Source organism: Burkholderia sp. Bp8991 (assembly GCF_003853795.1).
Taxonomy (GTDB): domain Bacteria; phylum Pseudomonadota; class Gammaproteobacteria; order Burkholderiales; family Burkholderiaceae; genus Burkholderia.
In genome coordinates, this window is record NZ_QTQJ01000031.1 from 1 (window position 1) to 23,039 (window position 23,039).

Annotated in this window: 27 protein-coding genes, 1 tRNA gene and 1 pseudogene; 9 read left to right on the forward strand and 20 right to left on the reverse strand. The window is 62.9% G+C overall.

Annotated elements, in window-relative coordinates:
• Positions 1-447 (forward strand): AAA-associated domain-containing protein (locus DIE02_RS27750; RefSeq protein ID WP_179949125.1); only part of this gene is annotated, 447 nt, incomplete at its 5' end.
• 70 nt (positions 448-517) lie between these two features.
• Here the strand turns inward: DIE02_RS27750 and DIE02_RS27755 are convergent.
• Together DIE02_RS27755 and DIE02_RS27760 are read right to left on the reverse strand one after the other, a co-directional pair.
• On the reverse strand, positions 518-1,012 hold the full coding sequence (locus tag DIE02_RS27755) for a hypothetical protein (protein WP_124487153.1): 495 nt from the start codon (positions 1,010-1,012) through the stop codon (positions 518-520).
• Positions 1,009-1,560: a hypothetical protein gene (locus DIE02_RS27760; protein ID WP_044846387.1), complete on the reverse strand. Its 552-nt coding sequence runs from the start codon at positions 1,558-1,560 to the stop codon at positions 1,009-1,011. The genes DIE02_RS27755 and DIE02_RS27760 overlap by 4 nt, the downstream gene beginning before the upstream one ends.
• A gap of 287 nt (positions 1,561-1,847) precedes the next feature.
• Here DIE02_RS27760 and DIE02_RS27765 point away from each other — a divergent pair, with 287 nt between their 5' ends.
• From DIE02_RS27765 to DIE02_RS27775, 3 genes are all read left to right on the forward strand, one after another.
• Positions 1,848-2,033, forward strand: coding sequence for a hypothetical protein (locus DIE02_RS27765; RefSeq protein WP_059527452.1), 186 nt, complete (start codon positions 1,848-1,850; stop codon positions 2,031-2,033).
• A gap of 150 nt (positions 2,034-2,183) precedes the next feature.
• The gene (otsA, locus tag DIE02_RS27770) at positions 2,184-3,605 is read left to right on the forward strand and encodes an alpha,alpha-trehalose-phosphate synthase (UDP-forming) (protein ID WP_124487154.1); all 1,422 of its coding nucleotides are present in this window, start codon (positions 2,184-2,186) and stop codon (positions 3,603-3,605) included.
• Between the two features lie 4 nt (positions 3,606-3,609).
• Positions 3,610-4,191: an AAA family ATPase gene (locus tag DIE02_RS27775; protein WP_124529932.1), complete on the forward strand. Its 582-nt coding sequence runs from the start codon at positions 3,610-3,612 to the stop codon at positions 4,189-4,191.
• 51 nt (positions 4,192-4,242) lie between these two features.
• Here DIE02_RS27775 and DIE02_RS27780 read toward each other — a convergent pair whose 3' ends face one another.
• Positions 4,243-5,610 (reverse strand): MFS transporter, encoded by a 1,368-nt coding sequence (locus tag DIE02_RS27780; protein ID WP_044846391.1) that lies wholly within the window; start codon positions 5,608-5,610, stop codon positions 4,243-4,245.
• Between the two features lie 181 nt (positions 5,611-5,791).
• Positions 5,792-6,172, reverse strand: a complete 381-nt coding sequence (locus DIE02_RS27785) for a DUF5594 family protein (RefSeq protein WP_044846392.1) — start codon at positions 6,170-6,172, stop codon at positions 5,792-5,794.
• A gap of 117 nt (positions 6,173-6,289) precedes the next feature.
• Between DIE02_RS27785 and DIE02_RS27790 the strand changes: the two genes are divergently transcribed.
• The gene (locus tag DIE02_RS27790; RefSeq protein WP_044846393.1) at positions 6,290-6,691 is read left to right on the forward strand and encodes a hypothetical protein; all 402 of its coding nucleotides are present in this window, start codon (positions 6,290-6,292) and stop codon (positions 6,689-6,691) included.
• Positions 6,692-6,874: 183 nt separating this feature from the next.
• Here the strand turns inward: DIE02_RS27790 and DIE02_RS27795 are convergent, their stop codons facing one another.
• Positions 6,875-7,249 (reverse strand): hypothetical protein, encoded by a 375-nt coding sequence (locus DIE02_RS27795; RefSeq protein WP_124487155.1) that lies wholly within the window; start codon positions 7,247-7,249, stop codon positions 6,875-6,877.
• Positions 7,250-7,392: 143 nt separating this feature from the next.
• Between DIE02_RS27795 and eco the strand changes: the two genes are divergently transcribed.
• A complete protein-coding gene (eco, locus tag DIE02_RS27800) occupies positions 7,393-7,893 on the forward strand; it encodes a serine protease inhibitor ecotin (RefSeq protein ID WP_044846395.1) in 501 nt (166 codons plus the stop codon).
• A gap of 117 nt (positions 7,894-8,010) precedes the next feature.
• Here the strand turns inward: eco and DIE02_RS36160 are convergent.
• A pseudogene (locus DIE02_RS36160) lies at positions 8,011-8,349 on the reverse strand (TetR family transcriptional regulator C-terminal domain-containing protein); the annotation flags it as partial.
• A 144-nt stretch (positions 8,350-8,493) separates the two neighbouring features.
• Positions 8,494-8,724, reverse strand: coding sequence for a hypothetical protein (locus DIE02_RS27810; protein ID WP_124487156.1), 231 nt, complete (start codon positions 8,722-8,724; stop codon positions 8,494-8,496).
• A gap of 19 nt (positions 8,725-8,743) precedes the next feature.
• Here DIE02_RS27810 and DIE02_RS27815 point away from each other — a divergent pair, with 19 nt between their 5' ends.
• Positions 8,744-9,862: a right-handed parallel beta-helix repeat-containing protein gene (locus DIE02_RS27815; protein ID WP_124487157.1), complete on the forward strand. Its 1,119-nt coding sequence runs from the start codon at positions 8,744-8,746 to the stop codon at positions 9,860-9,862.
• A gap of 261 nt (positions 9,863-10,123) precedes the next feature.
• Here DIE02_RS27815 and DIE02_RS27820 read toward each other — a convergent pair whose 3' ends face one another.
• Together DIE02_RS27820 and DIE02_RS27825 are read right to left on the reverse strand one after the other, a co-directional pair.
• Positions 10,124-11,329, reverse strand: a complete 1,206-nt coding sequence (locus DIE02_RS27820) for a hypothetical protein (RefSeq protein ID WP_124529894.1) — start codon at positions 11,327-11,329, stop codon at positions 10,124-10,126.
• Positions 11,310-12,335, reverse strand: coding sequence for a nucleoid-associated protein (locus DIE02_RS27825; RefSeq protein ID WP_124529896.1), 1,026 nt, complete (start codon positions 12,333-12,335; stop codon positions 11,310-11,312). Before DIE02_RS27825 ends, DIE02_RS27820 begins: the two co-directional genes overlap by 20 nt.
• A 400-nt stretch (positions 12,336-12,735) precedes the next feature.
• Between DIE02_RS27825 and DIE02_RS27830 the strand changes: the two genes are divergently transcribed.
• A complete protein-coding gene (locus DIE02_RS27830; RefSeq protein WP_260441530.1) occupies positions 12,736-13,845 on the forward strand; it encodes a hypothetical protein in 1,110 nt (369 codons plus the stop codon).
• 75 nt (positions 13,846-13,920) lie between these two features.
• On the forward strand, positions 13,921-14,337 hold the full coding sequence (locus DIE02_RS27835; protein WP_124529900.1) for a hypothetical protein: 417 nt from the start codon (positions 13,921-13,923) through the stop codon (positions 14,335-14,337).
• 20 nt (positions 14,338-14,357) lie between these two features.
• Here the strand turns inward: DIE02_RS27835 and DIE02_RS27840 are convergent, their stop codons facing one another.
• From DIE02_RS27840 to DIE02_RS27885, 11 genes are all read right to left on the reverse strand, one after another.
• Positions 14,358-14,618, reverse strand: coding sequence for a pyocin activator PrtN family protein (locus DIE02_RS27840; RefSeq protein ID WP_124529902.1), 261 nt, complete (start codon positions 14,616-14,618; stop codon positions 14,358-14,360).
• A gap of 120 nt (positions 14,619-14,738) precedes the next feature.
• Positions 14,739-14,815: transfer RNA gene (locus tag DIE02_RS27845), tRNA-Met, on the reverse strand.
• A 51-nt stretch (positions 14,816-14,866) separates the two neighbouring features.
• The gene (locus DIE02_RS35665) at positions 14,867-15,040 is read right to left on the reverse strand and encodes a hypothetical protein (RefSeq protein WP_185702660.1); all 174 of its coding nucleotides are present in this window, start codon (positions 15,038-15,040) and stop codon (positions 14,867-14,869) included.
• A 32-nt stretch (positions 15,041-15,072) separates the two neighbouring features.
• On the reverse strand, positions 15,073-15,630 hold the full coding sequence (locus DIE02_RS27850; protein WP_124529904.1) for a hypothetical protein: 558 nt from the start codon (positions 15,628-15,630) through the stop codon (positions 15,073-15,075).
• Positions 15,620-16,090 carry a hypothetical protein gene (locus tag DIE02_RS27855; RefSeq protein WP_124529906.1) on the reverse strand — a complete coding sequence of 157 codons (471 nt, stop codon included), beginning with the start codon at positions 16,088-16,090 and terminating at the stop codon, positions 15,620-15,622. Before DIE02_RS27855 ends, DIE02_RS27850 begins: the two co-directional genes overlap by 11 nt.
• Positions 16,091-16,403: 313 nt before the next feature.
• Positions 16,404-17,480, reverse strand: coding sequence for a tyrosine-type recombinase/integrase (locus DIE02_RS27860; RefSeq protein ID WP_124529908.1), 1,077 nt, complete (start codon positions 17,478-17,480; stop codon positions 16,404-16,406).
• Positions 17,481-17,598: 118 nt separating this feature from the next.
• Complete coding sequence (locus DIE02_RS27865) at positions 17,599-18,513, reverse strand: hypothetical protein (protein WP_124529910.1); 915 nt, start codon at positions 18,511-18,513, stop codon at positions 17,599-17,601.
• 3 nt (positions 18,514-18,516) lie between these two features.
• The gene (locus DIE02_RS27870; protein WP_124529912.1) at positions 18,517-20,418 is read right to left on the reverse strand and encodes a hypothetical protein; all 1,902 of its coding nucleotides are present in this window, start codon (positions 20,416-20,418) and stop codon (positions 18,517-18,519) included.
• A 142-nt stretch (positions 20,419-20,560) separates the two neighbouring features.
• On the reverse strand, positions 20,561-21,532 hold the full coding sequence (locus DIE02_RS27875) for a hypothetical protein (RefSeq protein ID WP_124529914.1): 972 nt from the start codon (positions 21,530-21,532) through the stop codon (positions 20,561-20,563).
• A 320-nt stretch (positions 21,533-21,852) separates the two neighbouring features.
• A complete protein-coding gene (locus DIE02_RS27880) occupies positions 21,853-22,470 on the reverse strand; it encodes a hypothetical protein (protein ID WP_124529916.1) in 618 nt (205 codons plus the stop codon).
• The gene (locus tag DIE02_RS27885; protein ID WP_124529918.1) at positions 22,467-22,850 is read right to left on the reverse strand and encodes a hypothetical protein; all 384 of its coding nucleotides are present in this window, start codon (positions 22,848-22,850) and stop codon (positions 22,467-22,469) included. Before DIE02_RS27885 ends, DIE02_RS27880 begins: the two co-directional genes overlap by 4 nt.
• Positions 22,851-23,039: the final 189 nt, after the last annotated feature.

Below are 23,039 nucleotides of genomic sequence, written 5' to 3' on the forward strand. Positions count from 1 at the left end.
CTGATCGAGACGCTTGCGATGGCGCCGTACCACGGCCGTGCCGACATGCCGGAAATCGCGCGCACGCTGCATCTGGAGGTCGACGACCTGTTCCCGATCGCCGAAGTGCTGCAGTACCTCGGCTTCGCCGACGTGCGCGAAGGCGACGTGTTCCTGACGCCGCCGGGGCGTGTGTTCGCGGAATTCGGCACGCAGGAGCGCAAGCTGATGTTCGCGGATCACCTGCTGAAGCACGTGCCGCTCGCCGCGCGGATCAAGAAGGTGCTGAACGAGCGCCCGGGCCATCGTGCGCCGCGCGTGCGTTTCGAGCAGGAGCTGGAGGATTTCCTGTCGGACGGCGCGGCGGAGGAAACGCTCGACGCGGTGATCGACTGGGGTCGTTACGGCGAGATCTTCTCGTACAACGACCAGACCGAAATCTTCAGTCTCGAGGACGTCGAGTCCTGAGCCGTCGAGCCGGGCCGTCTGGCCCGGCATCCGCACGCACGGCGCCTGCCAGGCGCCGCGCATCGCATCGTTACTGCAGGTTACCCCACCGGTCGACCGCCGGTTCGGCCGACGCCCACTTCCAGTGCGTGCCTTGCTGGCACGCATTCGCGAAATACCAGGCGGCCTTGTCGCCGTCCTTCACCGAGAACGCGAATTCCTTGCACAGCGCAAGCGCCGTCGAGTACGCGCGCGTGACGCGCACCTCGCCCTCGCCGTTTTCGAGCGGCAGCGTGTTCTTCACGTTCCACGGCTTCACTTCGCCGACGGCCAGGCTGCCGGCCGCCTTCGCGATCGCGTCCTGCTGGTTCTGATGGAGCTGTTTCATCGTGCGGTTGACGGCCTCGTCGGTCGCCGCCTGCACGGCGATCCCGACACCGACGCCGACGGCCGGGTTCGCGGTGACGAGGCCCGTCGCCGCGCCGGCGAGCGCGCCGCTCGCCGCGCCGACCGAGCCGCAGCCCGACAGCGCGGCGCTGGCCGCGCACAGCGCGCCGATCGCGGCGATTCGGATCGCGACGCTCATTGCAGCGCGCCCCAGCGTTCGGTCGCCGGTTCCGCCGACGCCCATTTCCACACGGGACCGTCGCGGCAGATCGTGGCGACGTAGAACGCCGATTGCGCGGCCTTGTCGGCCTTCGCGGGCGTGTCGACCGCGAACACGATTTCCTTGCAGTCGAGCGGGCCGATGCTGATCATCCGGCTGACCGTCACGCGGCCCTGTTCGTCATCCTCGATCGGAAACGAATGGTGCGTCGTCCACGGCGCGACGCCGCCGACGTCGAGCGGGCCGGCCGCCTTCGCGATCTGTTCCTGCGTGTAGCGGTGCGCGACGCGCTGCGTGTACTGGACGCCCGCACGCGCACCGGCGACGGCGCCGAGGCCGATGCCCGTCGCGACGGCGGCGTTGTTGGTGACCTTGGAGGCGATCGCGGCGCCCGCGATACCGGCGCCGGCGGTCGCGCCTTCGCTGTACAGCGAGTTGCAGCCGGACAGCAGTGCGGCGGTGGCGAGCGCGGCCAGCACGATGCGCGCCGGCGTGGCCCGGCGCGGCGGTTCGAAACCCATGTTCATCCCTGAGTGCAAGTCCTGTCTGGGTGAGCGGCGACGCATGCGCGCGCCCTTGCCGCGTCATTGTTTCGCAATGGTCATAGGAAAACTGCAAAGCTTTGACAAATGGCCGGCGGCGGGTCGCGCGCGTACGCGCGGCGCTATTGTCGGACAGATGTCGGAGCCGGGGTCAAAACGTTACAAATTGAAGGTAATTGTTACCGTGGCATGCGAGGAAGCGACCTAGACTGTTTTGTTATGGAATGTTTCTACGACGGCTCCGAGCCGCGCGCCATATGAGACACCCAGCCATGCGCCGTTCGAAACGGTTTTCTCCCCGGCCGCCCGATGCGGGTGCCGAGCGCCCGCGTCCGCAGACCGACGCGCCGGCCGGCGCGCCCGACGAGACGCCGTCCGACGGCGATCACAACCAGGGCGGCGCACGCCCGGAAGGGCTCGACTATCAACGCGACCTCGGCCAGGAGCAGGACGCTTGAGGCTGTCGCCGCTGTATTCCGCTGCCGCATTTCATTGCGCGCCTGGTTGCATCGCTCACATCTGAATCGCCGCGCGACTGCCTTCGGGCCGTCGCGTCCGCCTTGGCGCGCGCTGCGCGTCATTCAATCGAATCGAGGAGGGGAAGCCGCATGAGCAGATTGATCGTGGTATCGAACCGTGTCGCCGCCGGCGAGGACACGCGCCCGAGCGCAGGCGGTCTCGCGGTCGGCGTGATGGATGCGCTGAAGGAAACCGGCGGCGTCTGGTTCGGCTGGAACGGCGAGATCGTCGGTACGCCCGACACGCAACCGGCGATCCAGCGGGACGGCAACGTCACCTATGCGACGGTGGGGCTGACCCGGCGCGACTACGATCAGTACTACCGCGGTTTCTCGAACGCGACACTCTGGCCGGTGTTTCACTACCGCAGCGATCTCGCGCGCTTCGACCGGCAGGAGTACGCCGGTTATCTGCGCGTGAACGCGATGCTCGCGAAGCAGCTCGCCGCGCTGCTGCGGCCCGACGACCTGATCTGGGTGCACGACTATCACCTGCTGCCGTTCGCGCATTGCCTGCGCGAGCTCGGCGTGAAGAATCCGATCGGCTTCTTCCTGCACATTCCGTTTCCGTCGCCCGACATGCTGCGCGTCGTGCCGCCGCACGACGAGCTCGTGAAGTTCATGTGCGCGTACGACATCGCGGGTTTCCAGACCGACGCAGACAAGCAGGCGTTCACCGACTACATCGAGCGGCGCGGCATCGGCGCGGCGAGCGACGACGGGATGCTGCATGCGCACGGCCGCGTCGTGAAGGTCGCCGCCTATCCGATCGGCGTGCATCCGGATGCGATCGCCGAGGCGGCCGTCCAGTATGGCTCGCGCAAGCCGGTGAAGATGCTGCGCGACGCGCTCGGGGGCCGCAAGCTCGTGATGAGCGTCGACCGGCTCGACTATTCGAAGGGGCTCGTCGAGCGCTTCCAGGCGTTCGAGCGGATGCTCGCCAACCAACCGGGCTGGCAGGGGCGCGTGTCGCTCGTGCAGATCGCGCCGCCGACGCGCTCCGACGTGCAGACCTACCAGCGCATTCGCGAGACGCTCGAAGGCGAGGCCGGCCGGATCAACGGCCGCTTCTCGCAGCTCGACTGGACGCCGATCCAGTACCTGAACCGCAAGTACGAGCGCAATCTGCTGATGGCGTTCTTCCGGATGTCGCAGGTCGGCTACGTGACGCCGTTGCGCGACGGGATGAATCTCGTTGCGAAGGAATACGTCGCGTCGCAGGACCCGGCCGATCCGGGCGTGCTCGTGCTGTCGGAGTTCGCGGGCGCGGCGGCCGAGCTGAGCGGCGCGCTGCTCGTCAATCCGTACGACCTGTCGCAGATGGCCGATGCGCTCGAGCGCGCGCTGTCGATGCCGCTCGCCGAGCGGCGGGCGCGGCACGAGGCGAACCTCGCGCGGCTGCGCGAGAACAACCTGTCGGTCTGGCGCGACACGTTCGTCGCCGACCTGCGCAGCGTCGCGGCGGCCGCGTCGGTCACGCGGCGCGCGGGCCGGCGGGCCGCGCATGTCTGAGCGGATGTCCGAGCGCGTGGAGGAGGGTTGCGCGGCGGACGATGCGGCCGCCCGCTTCTTCATCGTCACGGGCGGCCCCGGCTCCGGCAAGAGCACGTTGCTCGATGCGCTCGAGCGTACCGGTTTCGCGCGCTCGCACGAGGCCGGGCGCGGCGTGATCCGCGACCAGATGGCGATCGACGGCCCGGCGCTGCCGTGGCGCGACCGGGCCGCATTCGCCGAGCAGATGCTGAACTGGGAGATGCGTTCGCACCATCTCGCGCGAGGCGCGCGCGGGCCCGTGTTCTTCGATCGCGGCGTGCCGGACGTGATCGGTTACCTGCGGCTGACGGGCCTTGCGGTGCCCGCACACGCGGAGGCCGCGGCGCGGCGCTTCCGCTATCACCGGCGTGTGTTCATCGCGCCGCCGTGGCCCGAGATCTACACGCACGACACCGAGCGCCGGCAGGATTTCGCGGAGGCCGTGCGCACCTACGACGCGATGGTCGACTGCTATACGGCGTATGGTTATCGGCTGATCGAGCTGCCGCGCGTGAGCGTGAAGGCGCGCGTGCGCTTCGTGATGGACGCGCTCGACGCTGCCTGAGTCGCGGGCGCGGCGCGCTGCGGCGTCAGGTCGCAGCGTGAAGTCGCCGCATCAGGCCGCAGCGTCGGGGCGCGGCGACGCGATGCGCAGCATGCTGACCACCGCGGCGACCGCCGCGAACACCGTGGCGACATAGAGCGCGATCGTCGGACCGCGGTCGGGCGCCAGCCCGAAAATCAGCGCGACGAGCGCGGCACCGAGCGTCTGGCCCGTCAGGCGCGCCGTGCTCAGCATCCCGCCCGCGCCGCCGCTGCGCTCGCGCGGCGCCGACGACAGCATCGCGCGATTGTTCGGCGACTGGAACAGCCCGAAGCCCGCGCCGCACAGCGCCATCCGCCACACGATGTCCACGGTACCCGGGTGCGCGCCGATCGTCGCGAGCGACAGCAGCCCGGCCGCGAACAGCGCGAGCCCGATGCCGCCGAGGATGCCGGCCGAATAGCGGTCCGACAGCACGCCCGCGAGCGGCGCGGCGAATACGATCACGAGCGGCCACGGCGTCATGTAGAGGCCGGTTTCTACCTGGGAGAAGCCGAGCGAATGTTGGAGCCAGAACGGCAGCGCGACGAACGCGAGCATCTGCGACGTGAACGACGCGACCGACGTGCAGATCGACAGCGCGAACATCGGGATGCGCATCAGGTCGACCGGCAGCAGCGGCGCCGGCTGCGACAGCTGGCGCTTCACGAAGAAGTAGCCGACGCCGAACGCGACGGCCAGCTCGGCCGCGACGTACGCGTGGCTTTCGCCGTGACCGAGCCCGTCGACGGCCATGATCAGCAGGCCGAACACGCAGGCGTTCATCAGCGCGCTCGGGAAGTCGTACGGTGCGTCGTGCAGCGGGTTGGCCGGCAGCGCGCGCAGGCTGCCGAACACCGCGGCGATGCCGATCGGCACGTTGACCGCGAACAGCCAGGGCCACGACGCGAACGACAGGATCGCCGATGCGACCGTCGGGCCGATCGCCGACGACAGCGCGACCACCATCGCGTTGATCGACAGCCCGCGCCCGAGCATCGACGACGGGTAGATCATGCGCACCAGCGCCGCGTTGACGCTCATGATGCCGGCCGCACCGAACCCCTGGATCACGCGCATCACCGCGAGCGTCGGCAGCGAGCCGGCGAGCGCGCAGCCGAGCGACGCCGCGGTGAAGAGCGCAAGACCCGCGATGTAGATGCGGCGATAGCCGACGCGTTCGCCGAGCGACGCGAGCGGCAGCAGCGTGATCGTGACCGCGAGCTGGTACGCGTTGACGATCCAGATCGATGCGGCATCGGACGCGTGCAGGTCGCGCGCGATCGTCGGCAGCGCGACGTTCGCGATGGCGCCGTCGAGCACGGCGAGCGTGATGCCCAGTGCGACGCAGACGATCGCCCAGTAGCGTTGCGGAAGCGGCAGGCCGGTATCGGCGTTCATGGCGGGAGCGAAAGCGTGGTTGTCCGCGTGCCCGGGTGCCGGTTGCGTGCGCAACCATGCTTGCGGGTGGAGGCGGCGGTGGACGGTCCGGCCAGCCTGGCGGCGCCGGCGCGGGGCCGGTCGAGTGTATCACCGGGCCGAATCGCGCGACGCCGACACCGCCGCCGGCCGGCGCGCGCGTTCAGCCTTCGAAATCGAGGCCGCCGAGCCGCACGAGCGGGTCGGCCTGCGTGCGCGACGCGAGGTCGATGTCGCGCGCGCCCTCCCATGCGCTCAGCTTCCTCGGCAGCGCGCTCAGGTAGTGCTCGAAGCGCATGGGCCCGTCGGGCTCCATCAACCGTTCGATCTCGTCGGTGTCCCAGGTCAGTTCGAGGTTCAGCGGATGCACGAAGCCGCTCACGTGCTCGTGCGGCGCGCTGCGGATCTGCACGCGCGTCGGTTGCCCGTGGCCGCCGTACGGGACGACGTCGGTCAGTACGTGGTCGGCGAAGAAGGCGGCGATCGCCTGCGCGATGCGCGGCGCGAATTCGGTATCGAAACGGCGGGCGGTTTCGGGCTGCATGAAGGCGTCTCCAGTGTGCCGAAAATCGTAGCACGGCCGTGCCGCGTTTCGGCGTGCGTGATACCCGTAATGGCGCGTTACCACTTGCTGCATCTATTACGGCCGGGCGCGGCCACAATGCATCGCATCCAGTACCACTTCGCGTGGGAGTCCATCATGAAAAAGATTGCCGCTGTATGTGTCCTCGCCGGTTCGCTCGCCGTGGCGGGCCCGGCGTCCGCGCATGGCCGCGACGGGGGCGCCGTCATCGGCGCGCTGATCGGCGGCGCGGTGCTCGGCGCGATCGTGACGTCGGCGATGAATCCGCCCGTCGCGTATCAGGCGCCCGTGTATCAGGCACCGGCCTATCAGCCGCCGACGTACTACCAGGCACCGGCCTACCAGCAGCCGGCTTATCCGACCTACCAGCAGGCGCAATACCAGGACGACGGCCCGAGCTATTGCTACGACCGTTATCAGCGCGCGTACGTGTGCGGCGCGCCCGTGTCGGGCGGCTATGCGCAGCCGGCGGGGTGGTAAGAAGCGGGCACGCGCATGAGGCGCGGGCAGGTTCGGCGTTGCGTAGCCGGCCGCCCGGTTTCCGGTGGAGCGGACGACAAAAGGCCCTCGCGGTGATGCGAGGGCCTTGCTTTTTGACGGTCGTCTAGCGGCTCGTATCGGCCTTACGTGGGGCGTGCGTGGATACAAACGGTTGCAATTGCGTCAGTGGCGATGGCCGCCGCCGTTGCCTTGGCCGCGCCCGCCGCCGTCGTCATTCCAGTCGGCGCGGCGTCCGTCGCCGCGGCCCCAGCCGCCGTGACGGGCGCGTTCGCTGCGGTCGCGATCCCAGCCGCCGCGGTCACGATTCCAGCCGTCGCGTCCGCGATCCCAGTCGCGGCGTCCGCGGTCCCAGTCGCGCCCGCCGCCACCGCCCCAGATGTTGACCGTCCCGTACACGGGCGACGCCCCGTAGGCCGGCCCGTACGCGTAGCCGGGATCGGAATAGTAGGGCTGTCCGTAGCCGTATCCGGCGTCCGGACCGACGACGCACCCGGCCAGCAGCGTGGCGACGCCGGCGGCAGCAATGAGCTTCAGCATGATGATCTCCGTTGGTTTCCGTATAAGTACCGCGCGCGGGGATCGCCGGCTGTATGCAATTGTGTCGTGAAATTACAGCGCCGTAAGGTCTTGGAGCGAAAGTGTTAGCATCCAGGGCCTATTTGTTTTTCAGGAGCACATCGATGAAATTCGCGATCCGGGCCGTCCTGGCCGCCCTTTGCGTGACGACCGCCGCCGCCTGCGCGGCCGGGCCCGCATCGGCGCCCGCCGTGCCGGCCGAGTCGATCAAGATGTTCCCGCAGCCGACGGCCGGCCAGCAGCGCGCGGTGATCGCGCTGCCCGCGCTCGAGAACGAAGGCGACGCGCGCGTCGAGCTGATGATCGGCAAGACGCTGCAGACCGACTGCAACCAGCAATGGTTCGGCGGGGAACTGACCGCCGAGGACGTGAAGGGCTGGGGCTATACGTACTATCGCCTGACCGACGTGAAGGGGCCGGCGTCGACGCTGATGGCCTGCCCGGGCCAGGCGCCGCAGCAGCGCTTCGTGCAGGTGCGCGGCGACGGCCAGCTGCTGCGCTACAACAGCCGCCTGCCGCTCGTCGTGTACGTGCCGGACGGTTTCGACGTGCGCTACCGCGTGTGGCATGCGTCGAAGGACGTGCAGCACGCCGTGACGCAGTAATGCATCGGCGCGGTCGTGCAGGGGCGCTTGCCGCTGCACGGTCGCGTGTGGTTTCGCTTGCGGGCTTCTTTCCGAGGTCCGCCGTTTTATCCGCCGCTCGCGTGTGCGAGCACAGCATGCGGCCAGCGCGGCTTGCGCGACCGCCTCCAGATCGCGACGGCTCGCACCGTCGCGCGCCTGAATCGACATCCCCTGTTGCACCGTCACGTAGTAGCGCGCGATCGCGTCGAGGTTCGCATGTGCCGAGAGCTCTCCGGTCGCAACGCTTTCGCACAGCCGCGCGTGTAACGCGGTGACGGTCTGCTCGCGCATCGCGATCAGCATTTGCCGGACCGTGTCCGAGCGCTCGGACGGATGCAGTGCCGATAGCACGATCAGGCAGCCTGCGGGTCTCGAGCGGCGCGTGAAGACGCGCGCCGTCTGCATCAGGTAGTCCTTGATGGCGTCGTGTGCCGCATGTCACCGTGATGGCGCGATTATGAATGGAAGAGGATAACGAACGGTTTTGCAGGCGCACGGCGGAATTCATTTACAAAGTAATCAAGCGTACTTACGATGACGCCAATCTGGGCTAGCGGAACTTCGTATGCGTACGGTCGATCAGGCGATGCTTGCCGCGCTGTGCCTTTGGCTTGCTGCATGCGGCGGCGGTGACGGCAGCGCGGCTCCGGCATCGCAAACCGTTGCGGGCACATCGACATCGTCCGTCGCACCTGCCGGCGCTGCATCCGGCGCATCGGCTGCATCGACGAATTCCGGCAGCCCGGCACCGACCGCTGCGCCGGCCGGTTCCGCGTCCGGCACGACGCTTCTGCCGTCCAGTGGCGCCAAACCGATTCTGGTCGCCGATGTGACGGTCTCCCCGGCTGCCGACGGCAGCGACCAGGCCGACGCGTTGCAGAAGGCATTCGACAGCCTGCGTGCCGGCCAGCGCCTCGTCATCGCGCCGGGCCGCTACGTCGTCGGGCATTCGCTTGCCGTGACGGTGCCGCAGGCGGTGATCTCGGGATACGGCGCGACGCTGGCCGCGACGAATCCCGCCGACCAGACGATCGTGATGAGCGGCGCCGGCTCGACGCTCGTCGGCGTGACGCTGGCCGGCACCGGCACCACGCGGCTCACGACGCCCGAGTCGACCAAGGTGGAGGTCACGGGCTCGGACGTTCAGGTGCTCGGGGTGACGATCCAGGGCGGCGCGAGCGCCGGGATCTTCGTGTTCGGCGGCAACCGTATCGCGATCGTGGGCAATACCGTGCGGGCGACGCTGGCCGACGGCATTCATACGACCTACGGATCGACCAACGTGCTGGTGCAGAACAATACGGTGGCCGGCACCGGCGACGATCTGATCGCCGTGGTCAGCTATCTCGGCGACGGCCGCCTGAGCAGCAACGTGCTGATCGACCATAACGCGGTATCGGGCAATTCCTGGGGGCGCGGCATCACCGTTGTCGGCGGGCAGGCGGTGACGATCTCGAACAATACGGTCGACGGCGTCGAGAAGGCGGCGGGGATTCTGGCCGCGCAGGAGGACAGCTGGAAAACCTACGGGGCTTCGAACGTCGTCATCACGGGCAATACCGTGACCAACATCCAGAACGCGAACGTGAACAACGGATTGCAGCCGACGCAGCAGGGCGCGATCGAGCTGGATACGTGGTCGGGAGCCGTGTCGGATGTCACGGTGGCGAACAACCGCGTGTCGGGTTCCGGATATGCGGGGTTCCGGGCGTACGGAAACGTGTGTTCGTTCAGCGTGACGGGCAACACGTTCTCGTCGATCGCCGGGTTGCCGGTCTCGTTGCTGACGAACGGTTGCGCGTCGAGCCAGATCGTCGTCGATGCGAACCGGCTCGCGGACGGCAGTGCGCTGGCGCTGCCGGCGGGCGCGTCGTCGGCGGGGACGTTTGCCGTGACGGGCGCGAATGCGAGTCTGATGCCGCAGGTGAGGACGGGGTTGATGCGGTGACGGGGCGGTGGGGTCACAGGCCTGGCGGCCATTGGCCGGCACAGCCTGGCATACGTGGTTTCGGCGGAACACGCGGCCGGGCGTGAGCGTGGGCACCCGACGTTCGGACGCTGTGCGTGCCGACGGCGCGATTTTCAGGCTGAGGCGGAATTTCGGGAAATTGTTGGTCCCCCGACAGAACTCATGTTGCACAACAACGAGGGGGGAATTCGTCTGTCTTGGCTTCTTTGTGCCCCCAAGGATTCCCCCAAAAAGCCTGTCCTATGAGAGGGGAAGTTGCGTTACAACACGGTGGAACCAATCGTAGGCCGGTTGGGTGAGCATAAAGAAGAAGAACGTCGCTAGTGCCGCTGCGATGACTGCTACCACAGCGATCGTCCAGAGTGCCAAGCGTTGTGCGCACAGTCTTCGTTTCAGAAAGCCAAATACATCCCGGAATTGCTTTGCGATCGATGAATACTTGTTTTCAAGATCGGATCGCTGTTTTTCAATATCCTGATTTAACGTATCCAGGGTATGAAATTGATTTCTAAGTAATAGAGAAAGAAGGAATGCAAATATCCATGCGCCGGCTAAAACTGCGCTATTTGTCCAGAATTGCGCATCGATATTTTTAGCCTCCTTCATTTGTGTGGCGACAATCACCGTTGCGATCGGGAGCCCAAGAAGCTGGTTCTGGATGTCGGCAATGGCTTTGTGAATTTTCCCGATGTATTCCACTTTTGCTGCTTCGAGCTCGTTCTTGATTTTGCTGTAAGAAAAACTGGCTGCGAAGAGGTTGTATCCTTCTACGTAACTATCTCGAATTTCACTAAGTTTCTTAAGGATATTTGAAAATCTCTCTCGATCTGGGACGCTCTTTGTTGAATCCTTAAGGGATTGCCCTAAGATCGCTAGCTTCTGCTCTCGATGGCTGTCTTGAGTGGTGATGCTGTCGGTGATGAGCTTTAACGAAGCAGCATCCAGTTTTTCAATGTCATCTACGGTGTAGCGGATTTGAATGTCAAAGCGTTCCTTGTCAAGGTAGACTAAGGTAGCATTTGGCTCATCCACGTAGGTCGCGGTTTCCCGGAAGATGCTGATTAATTTCAGTAATTCGTCATAGCGACTAACTAGTTCCGGTGGCGCTCCATTGGCGAGGGAATTATAGTGAAGGTCAAGTATGTAGAAGTGATTCGGACGCTTGATTCGGGACGACGGTGCGCGTAAAAAGTCATCGAAGGTGGTAGCAAAGATACCGATTCCCAGTCGGGGCTCAAGCAGTTCGATTGCCACATTATCACCGACCGCGACGTCGTCGATTTCGTCTTCGGGGAGAGTGAGTCCAAGCTCTTCGTCGTCGACAATCGCGCGCAACTCGGCTAGCACAGTCGCGTCAGCGACGTGCAACGCCCCCTCCCGGCTGGCGGGAGAGAATTGGACCTGGTCCAGCAGGTCCGCGAGTTGCTCAAACTTGGTCTGGCTCATCTGCTTTCCAAGCCGCCAATTTCCTCAAGAGTTGGTCAGGAACTTCATTCAGCGTGATGCGCCGATTCTGTTCGTCGATCGTCACTTCCTCAGTGCGCACGGCGGTACGACGGATCTCTACCGCCCAGTTAGACGCTTTGCCACGGAAGCTCATCTGTTTTGCCACTTCCTTCTTGCTCGGAATCAACCCCTCGGGGAGCTTGAAGTCGTCGCGCGCGAGCGTCTTCTTCAATAGATCCGGCTCGTTCGGGTATAGCCGGTTTGCCAGAGCATCGAGATCGACGGGGACATTTCTTTGCGATAGGTCCGCGCAGATGTTGAAAGCTTCATCGAGGAGGGCCGCTTTGGGCTCGGGCTCTAGCGCCTGCTCCTTCGCGAACAAGCGAAGCGCACGAAACAGACTTCGCGTGTCTGCCGCGGCGTCCGTGATTGTATTGCAGCCAAGGAACTGACGGAAATATTCCGAAACGTCCCCTTTCCCTTTGAGGAAGCCGACGTAGCGCTCCATGTCCCCGGTTTGCCATCCTGTGACGTCGATCCGGCCGGCGACACGAAGATCGTCCACATCAAGGTATATGCTCTCCACGATGTTCAGGTTGGCGTCGATCGCAGAGCCGGCTCGATCGTTGAGCTGAACGACAAGTAGAAATTCCCGTGCGTCGTTTGCGAGGTGAGCAATCAGAACGTATCCACCCTTGGCAAACTGAGTGCGGTCCGCTCGGTCCTTCAACGTCGTCATCATGTCGACAGTCATCTGGACGAAATCGATAGCCTTATCAACGTACCAGGTCCGCAGGTAGCGGGACATAGGATAGTTGTTCTCGTCGTCTTCGAACTTGCCGTGGCGCTTGCTCGTACGATGAGAGTAAAGCTCGTGCACGCGGTCTACGAGAGTCTGAACGACAGGGGTAACAACGATTTCTGCTTTACCCGGAATCACATTTCCGGCGCCGTGCGGCGCCTTATCGAACCGATGGATGATCAGGCTCTTTATCTCTTGAGGCACTTTCGAATTCCCCCGATAACGGTCTTATGCTTTTGCTCGCCTCAGCTTGTCCGTTAGACGGACCATGTCACGAGGCCGTCAGATAGCGGATGCTGGATCTAGCGATAATTTACCATCTGCAGCCAGAACGATGGTTTTCTGCGGGGAAACGATGCCCCCGACTCGGATGATAGGTTGGTAGCTCTCGCGCATGTGACGCGGCGGCCGTAGAGCCGAGTGCCTCCGGCCGCCTGTGTAGAAAGTCGGACCGTGTTGGGTTTACCCATACCGAAAGACTGCGTAGGCTAGTTGCTCCGTCGGATCGGGGAACACGATGTCAGACACGATTACATTCGAGCGCGAGACGCTCTACGCGGAGATATGGACTGACCCGGTTAGTACTGTCTCGAAGAGATATGGCATGTCTGACAATGGCTTGCGCAAGGTCTGCCAGAAGTTGAGGGTACCGTTGCCCCCTCTCGGTTACTGGGCGAAGCTGCGCGCCGGTCAAAAGGTCGAGCGGACACCATTGCCACGCCACGATGGACAGACGGTGCTCTACGCTCAGCCCGAAGCCTATACTCGCCGCGTCGCGGAATCGGCAGATGATGTGGCGAGTCGCGAAAGCATTGAATGCGAAGAAGCACGACCAGAGACTCGGATCGCACCGGTGGAACACGGAGAGTGGCGTCATCGCCTTATAAGGGCATTGGCCAAGCGCTTGGCCGAGGTCGACCGGCAAATCGCGATCGAGAATAAACCGAGCCGCAATCCATACGGAGAACCGCGGTTCCATGCGGTCGAATGGAAGGTTACCAAACCCGGTCGCGTATTGGATGTTGGCCCCGGGTATGCGGCAGTAGTCGTCACTTCGGACGCTCGTCAGAGAGCACTGTCGATCGCTGATGCATTCTTCGTTGCGATGGAGGCGCGCGGATTCAAAGTGCGTCTCACGGACACGCACACGGTGATCGCGTGCAAGGACATCATCATGCAGTTTCGATTGTCCGAGATGACGGAGAAAACCGGAAGCGGCATCGGCCACGACAAGTGGAGTCCGCTTGGAAGACTGCGGATCACCATGCGAGAAAGCTCGTATGCCGGCAAAGAAATTCGGGTGCGAGATGAAGCTGATGTTGCGCTTGAGGATCAGCTGAATACGCTCGCCGTGCGATTGCGGATTGCGGTGCTCGGGTTTGACGCGCGCCAAGAATTCCGAAAAGAGCAGGCACGACAACACATCGAATTGATGCACCGTATCGAGAGTGCGGCATGGCACGACCGATTTGCTATCGAAGCGGCTCAGCGGGAAAAGCTGGCCGTTGAATCTCTGTTCGCGGAGGCGGATCAATCGGAAGCATGCGAGCGCCGGCGAAGCTACCTGGAGCGTGTCGAACTCATGGCACGAGACCGCGGCATCGACGTCTCCGATACATCGCAGCTTGGGCAGTGGTTGGCTTGGGCGCGAGCATCTTGCGATGCACTCGATCCGATATTCTCTCGAGTATTGGGCGCGAATAGGGAAATGTAGCTTATGGATGTCCGAAATGATCTTGGGGATGGCGCGCAAGGCAGGGAACTGGCCCGGCGGCACGCAGCGCGTTCCATGCTCGATCAATGGTGGGAGCGCTTGTCGGAGCGTTCATCCACATGGGATCTTGAAACAGTCAAACATCTGGTCGTGCTAAATGCAGCAGGCCTCGCCGGCGTTGCAACCTTGTTGGCGGGTGCTAAGTTGCCGAATCCAAAATGGATCGGTGCCGCTACCTTGCTCGGATATGGGCTCGGCGTTGTTCTCGCGATCGTGAATATGTATCTCGCGTCAGTTAGCTTTAGCAGGATGCTCAACGAGGTCAAGTCGCGGATGGTCGATGTCGGGGATCTGTCCAAGTCGATAGACCATGTGTACGATCGGCTCACTGCTGGAAAGCGAATCAATGTTGCGGGTCAGGTTTGCGGATGGGCAAGCGCAATGCTTGCCATTGCAAGCACGCTCGCGATCGGCTTCAGTCTCGTCAACTGATCGGCGTATAAGGGCAGCGGCTACGTGCGTAGCTGCGTACACTCCTTCAGCGCAGCTGCACGCCGCTCGTCGATGTAGTTTGCGAGATCTTGAACGTGAACACCCTTAGCTGACTTCAGCGATCTTTCAATTCGGACGAGCGGGATGGCAATCTCCCCAGCACTCACCTTACGGACAAACTGCGGAACGGTGAGATGTGAGAAGTAGTCACGGCAGACAAGTTCGACCGGAACGACGGCAGTTGCTCCGTACTGCGCCATCAGTAGGAAGACGGTATTCATGGATGGTATCTCCTATGAGGCGCGTCGTTTTCGATTTGCGTGCCTCGCGTTCAGGGGGGCGGGCACTCGGGTACAGAGAGCAAAAAGCCCGCTTGCTGTCGCAAAGCGGGCTTCGATGTTTGGTTGCGGGGATAGGATTTGAACCTATGACCTTCGGGTTATGAGCCCGACGAGCTGCCAGACTGCTCCACCCCGCGGCGCGAAGTGTAATCGCAATACGGTGCCGCGTCAAAGCGTGTCAGCGCTCCTCATTCATCTTCGTTGTTGTCATCCAGGCGCTCATGGAGGTACGGCATCAATGCCAGAGGCCTAGATTCGATACTCCATGTCGATGCTTGGATTTTCATCACGACCAGAAGAAACTCCTCGGCATCGTCGGTGTGTGGGATCCGATCCTGTGCGGCTGTTTGCTTGTCGGTCACGCTGATCTCGTACTGTTTGCGGTTGTTGACGATCAGCCGAGCAGTGTCCGCAGATCGGCCGCCATCATGTCGCGCAATTCGTCGACAAGTTCTCGCACGACGGTATCGGCATCCGATATGCCAGGTAGCTCGACGATCTGTTTGCACAGCCGATCTAAGCCCTTGTTGATGCCACCTTGGAGACATAGAACCACACGTCGCATTTCGTTGGCCTGGACCAGTTCGCCGCGATCGCGCCGAAGTTTGTCCTCGAGTATCTCGGCTTGGACTGCATCGCGCCGTTGTCGAGCCGAATGCTCACCACGGTGCTCAACGGTGGCCGCGCGAGCCAGTTGGGCAGACGGGCGGGTGATCGCATTGAGCTCCGTCGACCCGCCCCGCGATACCGCGCCGCCACCAAGGTAGGCAACGACGTCAGCCGTATCGAATTGCCAGCCGCCGCCCTTCACGCCGCGGGATGAGACAGGAAAGTGAGGATCGGTCTCCAGTCGCAAATCGAGCTTTGGCCGTGACCATCCGAGCAGTCTGCACAACGCGCTCTTGCTGACGAGCGCGCGCTGCGCGTCAGTGTGATCTGACTCAATCGTCATGCTCGTTCTCGATGTTGGTGGCTGGCGTGTCCGAGCGCAGCAACGCCGCGTCGGTGTCGATGGCGGATCCGATTCGACCGAGCGTCGCGCCGAGCTCGGCCACGAAATCAGCGATGACGCGATAAAGCGCGCGAGCATGCGCCAGATCGCGACAGAGGTCCGAGCCGGCCTCCGAGGACATTGACAGCGCGCGCGTTCGCACCGAATTCGACGGTTGCGGGGTCGAGCCGGCCGCCTCAAGATACGCGATCACGGCCGGCAGATCGAATTGCCACGGTTCGCCCTGTTTTCCGCAGTGCAGCACAGGAAAGAAATCGTCGCGCCGCAGCCGCCGATCGAGCGCCGGCCGTGACCATCCGAGCCGTGCACACAGCGCTTTTTTTCCGACGATCTCGCGCCGATTTTTGGGCCGACTTGTCAGGTCCGGCGTTACACGGTCCGTCAACGTTACAGGATCCATGCGCTCTCCCTTGTTCCTTGGTGCACGGGCGACTGCCGCGATTTTGAAAAATCCTTTCCAGATTCCTTACAGCACGAACGCTCGCGTTTTCGTCCGACTTGTAAGGTGTTTTTACAGGTCAGAAGAACGGGAAAAACGGGCGCGCGCAATGCCCGCGTTATCGGGACCTCCCGGAAGGACCCGCGGCCCTCAAGGGGCGAGGGGAGCGCCGCCGGAGGGCCCGAAACGACCCTCGAAAGGGCCGATTTCGGCCTTGCGCTGTCCGTTTCGCCGACAAAATTCACGATGACCATTTGGGATCGTGCACGCCTTGCTACGTATGGCATTGGGGGGGCTCGTTCGCCACTGGCGCGCCGCCGGACGTAGGGTGTAATCCGAAACCGATCCGTTCGGCGATCTGGCGCTGGCCTTCGGCGACGGCATCCATATTCACCTCGAGGTAGGCGGCCGTCGTCGTGAGGTTCTTATGGCGCAGCGCGCGCTGGATCGATTGCACGGGTGTCCCTGCTTCGCTGAGCAGGGTGGCGAAGGTGCCACGAAGTCGATGCGCCGTGATATGAGGTGCGCCGACCGCGGCGTTGGCCGATAGCATCGCCCGACGAGTGAAACCGGGTGGATAGGGGCGTCCGTCGGGCTTGCAAACAATCAAACCGGCCGGCACACGGTCTGGCAGCAAATACTCGACCAACCAGCCGGGCACGGGGATCGGATCGGCCTCACGGCCTTTGGTGCGGCCGGGCGTATATAGGCGCCGCTCGACGTCGAGCCATTCCCAGCGGGCCGTGATGGTTTCGGCCTCGCGCAAGCCCAGCCCGAGCATGAGCCGGACGGCGGTCCGGATGCCCCGGCTGTCGCCCTCGCGCTCGTCGATTGCCGCAATCCAGGCCTGCGCGAGTGTCGTCGGTAAGATGGTGCGGGGCTTCTTCTGTACCTTCAGCCCTCGCACGTTGAACGGTACCGACGGAAGCACACCGCGACGCACGGCCCAGTTGCAGAGCAAGCGCAGAACCTTCAGCCACTGATTTGCACTTGCCGGGGCGTGCGTCCTGAGGTGCTCGACCCTCGCGCGCTCGACGCGCTCCGTCGTCAGCTCGTCAATCAGGAGGTCGCCGAGATCATACGTGTGCAATCGAACGAATGTCTCGACGACCTTGACGTGAGCCGCGCTTGCCGTGGCCTGGTGAACTTCGATCCATTGCTGGACGAGTTCACGCAACGTCGGGATCGTCTTGCTTCCACGAGCCCAGAGCTGCGCTTGACGATAGGCGCGCTCAGCGATTTCCTGGGCGCGCTGCCTATCGGTCTCCATTGTCGAGCGTTGGCGCCGCTCACCATCGATCTGAAAGCGGTAGTGCCAGACCTTGCCGATGCGAAAGAGACGAACATTCATTGGAGGGCGAAAGGTATCGACAAGTCAACGAGTACCGAACATGACACCGTCGACGAACGTCGGTCGAAGCGCAATAGATTCGCCCGCAGGCGGCTTGACGTCGTAGACAGTAGAGGGCTTATGGCAATGTCGACGGACTGGTATAGGTGTCGCCGTTGTATCGACCACCGGAAGTGAAGGCCGCGTTGTAGAGGGACTGGTCGAGCGCGCTGACCGCAGCGAAGGTGCGACCTGACACCGTCAAATCCTCCAGAAACACGCGATACAGGATCGCGCTGAAATCGACGTTCCTTGCAGCATCTCCGTATTGGGATGCGACCTGGCCGAAGCCGAACGGCACCGCGATCATGCTTGACGTGCCGGAAGGTGGCGTGCCTTGGAAATTGTTGTTCCAGGCCTCGAAGGTATTCCCGAGCGTGTTTTTCGCCGGCGAGATCGAGCTTCCTTTGATCGTCGAGCTTCCAAGATGACCCGTGATGCCCTCGTCAAACAACATGTTGCCGACTCCCGCATTGGCACCGATATAAACGTAAGGCATCGTCATACCGGCAAGCGCGACGCGCGTAATGCGATACCACGCCGAAAGGTAATACACATGGTTCGGATTTGCGATTATGTAGCTCTGGACCGACGCAGGCAGTTGAAGGGATGCTTGCCGGCCTGTACCTTCCGTTGATTGGGAAGTGACCACATGCAAGCCGCCGAGCGCACTGCGCTCGATGAACATATCCTTGTCCGGAGCGGGCGCCCCCGTCCCATCATTCCGATAAAAAGTCGGGCTTACATTGACTGACGAACCACCCAGTAGATTTTGGGCAGAGACCTGTGCAACGTTCGGCATCGCGGTGGTCGTAGCACCCGGAGCGCCGGTATTTGCAACGGGCTGGGTCGGGACGCCTGAGAAAGGAGCGAGTGGGTGCCCCGGCTCCCATAGCATCAGCGTGCCGGCGGAGATCAGTTGATCGTTGTAGGCCAGAGGCAAATTGCTCGCGTTGATCAGCGAGCCCGGTAGGATGATGTCAAGGCAAGACATGGATTAATATCCCTTTGCGTTGATTGCGGCTTGGACCAGCGCGGCCGTATTGGACTTGCCGGTGGCGTTTTCATGAATCCCGTCGACGAGGACGGTGCTCGTCAGCACCGTGTAGGCGGTGCCGTTGACGGTGTACGCTTGACCACCTCCATGAGCGATGTGATTCGCAAGCGGATCGAGGAAGCGGGTGCCGTGCGCGGCGGCCAGTGCGGAATTGAGTTGCTGGATCTGGATCAATCGCGCAGCCGACGTCGGTTCATCAGGCTGCGTCCCACCCATCGTGGTGGGGAGGTCGTTGTAGCCGTTCGTGACGCCGAGTACCAATACGGACTTGGCGCGCGCTGCCACGGCCTGGACCATCGCGGCGACGTCGGCCAGCACCTGCGATTGACTGTAATCCGTTTTCCCGATGTCGTTCTTACCCGTCCGGATGATCACCACCCCCTGCTGGAACGTGATGATCGGCGTAGCGCTTGCAGCACTCGATCCTGCGACGTAGGCGGTCACGATCGTCGCGGGGGCCGGATTGGCCAGATTCACGGGGCTCGACGGGGCGGTAACAGGCTTCAATGTGTAATTGGTGCCGTCTGAAGTGGCCAGATCACACAACGTGCCTCCGACTGTGACACGCGTAACGTCTCCTGACGGGAGCATCAGGATATTGGGCGTGCACGCTACTGAGCCACTGGTCGGAATCTGGTTGCCCGTCACGGCGAGGGTCAGGCGGTTTGGAATGCCGAAACGCACCGCGATAGAGGACGTGCGCTGACCGCCGATCCCCTGGTTATAGATGGTCCGCGTCGGGAAGAGCGCCGGCATGTTGTCGCCGTAGCCCGATCCCGGAGCCGTCATGCTGTCGCCAAATAGGACAAGATCGGTCGTGGCGAGCGGGGCGTATGGGATCCCGACCGACGGGTCGACCCACTTCGTCACGGCGCCGAGTTGGTACAGGATCATGCCGTCCGGCGTTGCAGTAGGCGATGTGGCAGGCGTGGAACCGCTCGTCGTCCACGAAATCGAATTATCGAATTTCAGGCGCGCGCGGAGCTGCTGGACACCGGCCCCATCCTTGAACTGCTCCACGTAATAGTTTGCCGTTTCCGCAACGACAACCCCGCCCGTGTCTGCACTCGCTGCGCGTGACACATATGCCTGGATCGGTTGACTCGCATCTTTCGGGATACCGATAAGCAGGCGCTTGTTGGCGTCATAGACGCGATATAGAAAGCCGACAATATCGTCGATCAGCGACATCGGTAGGCGAGCCTGTGCCACCGGGTTGAGAGCACTGAAATCGAGTGAGCCCGGCATTAGATTCAGCGGGACATGCATTGTCATGCCGACCGTAGCGTCGGCATCGACATCCAAAATCAGCGCATAATTGGCATCGCGAAGTCGAAGCGTCTTCTGAGTGACGATACTACTGACCGGATTGATGTTCGCGAGACGCGAGGCCGTTTCCGCGGCTACAGCAGCTTGTACGGCCGTGACTGCCGCAAGGTTGGGCAGTGTGATGCCCGTTGACGTCGCCACCCCTGAAACGTTCTGCCATACGTCGTACGAGCCATGAGAGTTGGTGGACGGAACGTAGAAATACTTTCCGGCGGCGACGCCTGCGATGCCCGCCGCAGTCGTCGAAAAAATCAAACTCGCTGCCGCCCCGATGCTAGCCTGCTGCGCGGCGGTCGCCGCGCTTGCCGCCGCCGCATCCTCACTCGCCTGCATCTTTGCGATTGCATCCTGCGCGTTGATCTGCGCAACAATGGCTGGAAGCGTTGGTACCTCGCGTCCGTCAGTGGTGGTATAGGTGCCGTCGGGAGGACCGTTGACGAACGTATTAATCCGGGCCGCATTTTGCTGAAATAGCCTATTGACGGCTGGCAGTTGATCGGGAGGCGTGCTCATACTTGTGTTCGTTGGCTCGAGGTTAAATTAGGCGTCCGTGTACTGGACAAAATAGAGTGCGAATTGCGGCGGCCGAATATCAATCGAGGACCTCGGCCGGTGTTTTTCGACTTCGCCAACCGCCGGCTGGGGCCAGGAAACGTCAGTCCGGATTGGGGCGGTGCCAGTCGGACGAGAGTGTTTCGCCGTCGCCGGCATTCACCTGAATCGCTGGCCCCATGTTGATTTCGGTTGCTTGCGGTGCTCCCGCGCCGCCGGGCTCGCGAACCACCCACGAATGTCCTGTCGAACGGGCTTTGCTACGCGCCTCACGTTGGGCCTCTTCTTCATCCCAAAGGCGCTGCCGTTCCGCATTCTCAGCGGCGCGTTCTTCGAACCTTCGTTGCTCCCATTCCGTACGCTTCGGGCGCTCCTGAGGCGGGGAAGGCGGCACAAAGGCCTTGTGGCTCTGCAGCGCTTTTGTGGTCGCGGCGATCTCACGAAGCGTCAGATCAGCCTGCTCGGGCAGGCGAGCCGTGTTGGGAATCGGTTTGAGTAGGTTGGTGCGGTGATTCCGAGGGGATACCAGTTGCAGGTCACCTAACCATGACCGATCGAGACCGCCGGGAAAGCAATCGTCGATCGCCTTCGCGGCACTGAGGATGGGGAAGAGTGCCTCATTGAGTGCTTGCACGAGATCATCTTCGAGCGCCGTCAGAAGTCCGGCGCGCACCGCAGCAACAGCCGCCGTGAACTTCGCCTTAGCGGCATTGACCGCCTCGTCGGCAGTCCGCGCCATTTCCACCAGCATTTCGCGCGCCGCCGTCTGGCGCTCGATCTCGCGCTTCTTTTCGGTGACGTCGAGTGCTGCCTTGTCAGCGGCCTTGACGGCCTTCGACACATCGGCTTTCGAGGCGTTTTGGGCCGCAGAGAGAGCCTCGCATTGGATCGCTTCAGCCTGGAGGCGCGCCGCCGTGCGATCGAGTTCCGGTAGAGCTGCGTTGGCCTGGTCGAGATTGCGACAGCAGGCAGTGAATGCGAGGTCTGCATCGGCGCGACGTTGGATTGCAGAACGGACCTCAGCAATCGCAGCTTCGACCTGATCATTCGCGCGGAGGGCACTGTGGAGATTCATCGCTGGGTCTCCCGCGTTACCGGGCTCGAGCGCGCTTGAAAGCCGCGTCCCAGCCCGGATGGAGCTTCACACCGCCGATCGGCGTCTTCCCTCGCGCGCCGGAGCGCTTCGCCCGCTCGCCGCCTTCGGCACCCGCTTGGCTATGGGCCGCATCCGCGACAGCGGCCCAATGTTCGTGCGACTGACGGGAGTCGCTGTTTGCTCGCTTTCTCACCCTGTTCTCCTCCCGCTGATTCGGGCGAAATGCCCGCGGTCGCCAGCGGATGGAGAAAGGTTGAAGCTACACACATGTGTGCTGCAACTTCACACATGTGTGAACGCTATTCGGTATCGGAGGGCACGCCATTGGACCTGCCGAACGGATCATTGCTCCACATATTCCAGGCGTCCTGATTCCCGACCGCAGGACCCGGCTTAGGGGAGGGTGTTCGTTTCAGCACTCGGTCGATCACAGTCACTGAGCGACCAAAAGCGACCGCCGTGCGCTTCCGACATTTGTCGCTTCCTGAAGCGACAAGGTTGTCGTGGTACGTCCGAATGGCAGCGTCACGCTCGGGGCCCGGTTCCATCGGTTCAATCACTTCGCTGTTGTCGATTGGCGAGACCGTCAAGCCGCGAGAGTCGAAAAATTCACGGATCTCGGACCGCACAAACCCCATCTTTTCATCCCATCCGCCATGACATTCGCGATCCTCGCGGAGCGCTCGGAGCGCAAACCAGCCGGTGCGTTGACCGACAGCATCAATGCGGTGCGTCACGCCGTCCTGATGGAGCACCCAATCCGGTGGAGATGCCGACTCGTTGAGAAGATTCCAGAGGGTGGTTGCAATCTCGGGCGCCGGTTGCAATTCGACCTTGGCGATCGAGAATACCAACTCGCGGATAGATACGAATTCACTGCGGCGGCTCGAAAGCCGGCGTGTGTTGCTCGCATTCATCGATCGAACCTCCATGCTCGCCGGCTCGCCGCCTGTCGTGCCTGTTCCCCGGCTCGTGCGGCCCGCAATCTCGTTCGGAAGTGGTCGAGATCTGGCAGCAGCGTCGATGGAGGCTGGCGCTCGATCGCACCGATTACCAGGTCATAGTCATCATCGGGCCAGTGCTCAAGCCGCGCGACCTCGTCGACAGCCTCGAAGAGTTCTCGTTGCAGTTCCTTGAGCCGGTCCGCGGTGACGGGCGCACACCACGGTAAGAACAAGCCGCCGTTCGGATCTTTCAGTGCGCCCTTGCAGTTGTCCGGCACTGGCTCGCTCGCCGGAGCGCGGTTGTTGACCTTATCCGCATACGGCCCGACGTGCTTCAGGTTGCGAGGGATCATCACTCATCTCCCGAAAGCTTCAGGACATTGTTCTTTTCAAGGGTTACGTGGGTTACATGGGTTACGCATCGCCCAAGTCCTTGCCCAATAAGGGATGCAGCGTAACCCATGATCTGTAACCCGACTCCCGTGTAACCCCTGTCGGCGCTACGTGGCATTCCGCACAAGCGGCTCACGGGGTTACGGCAA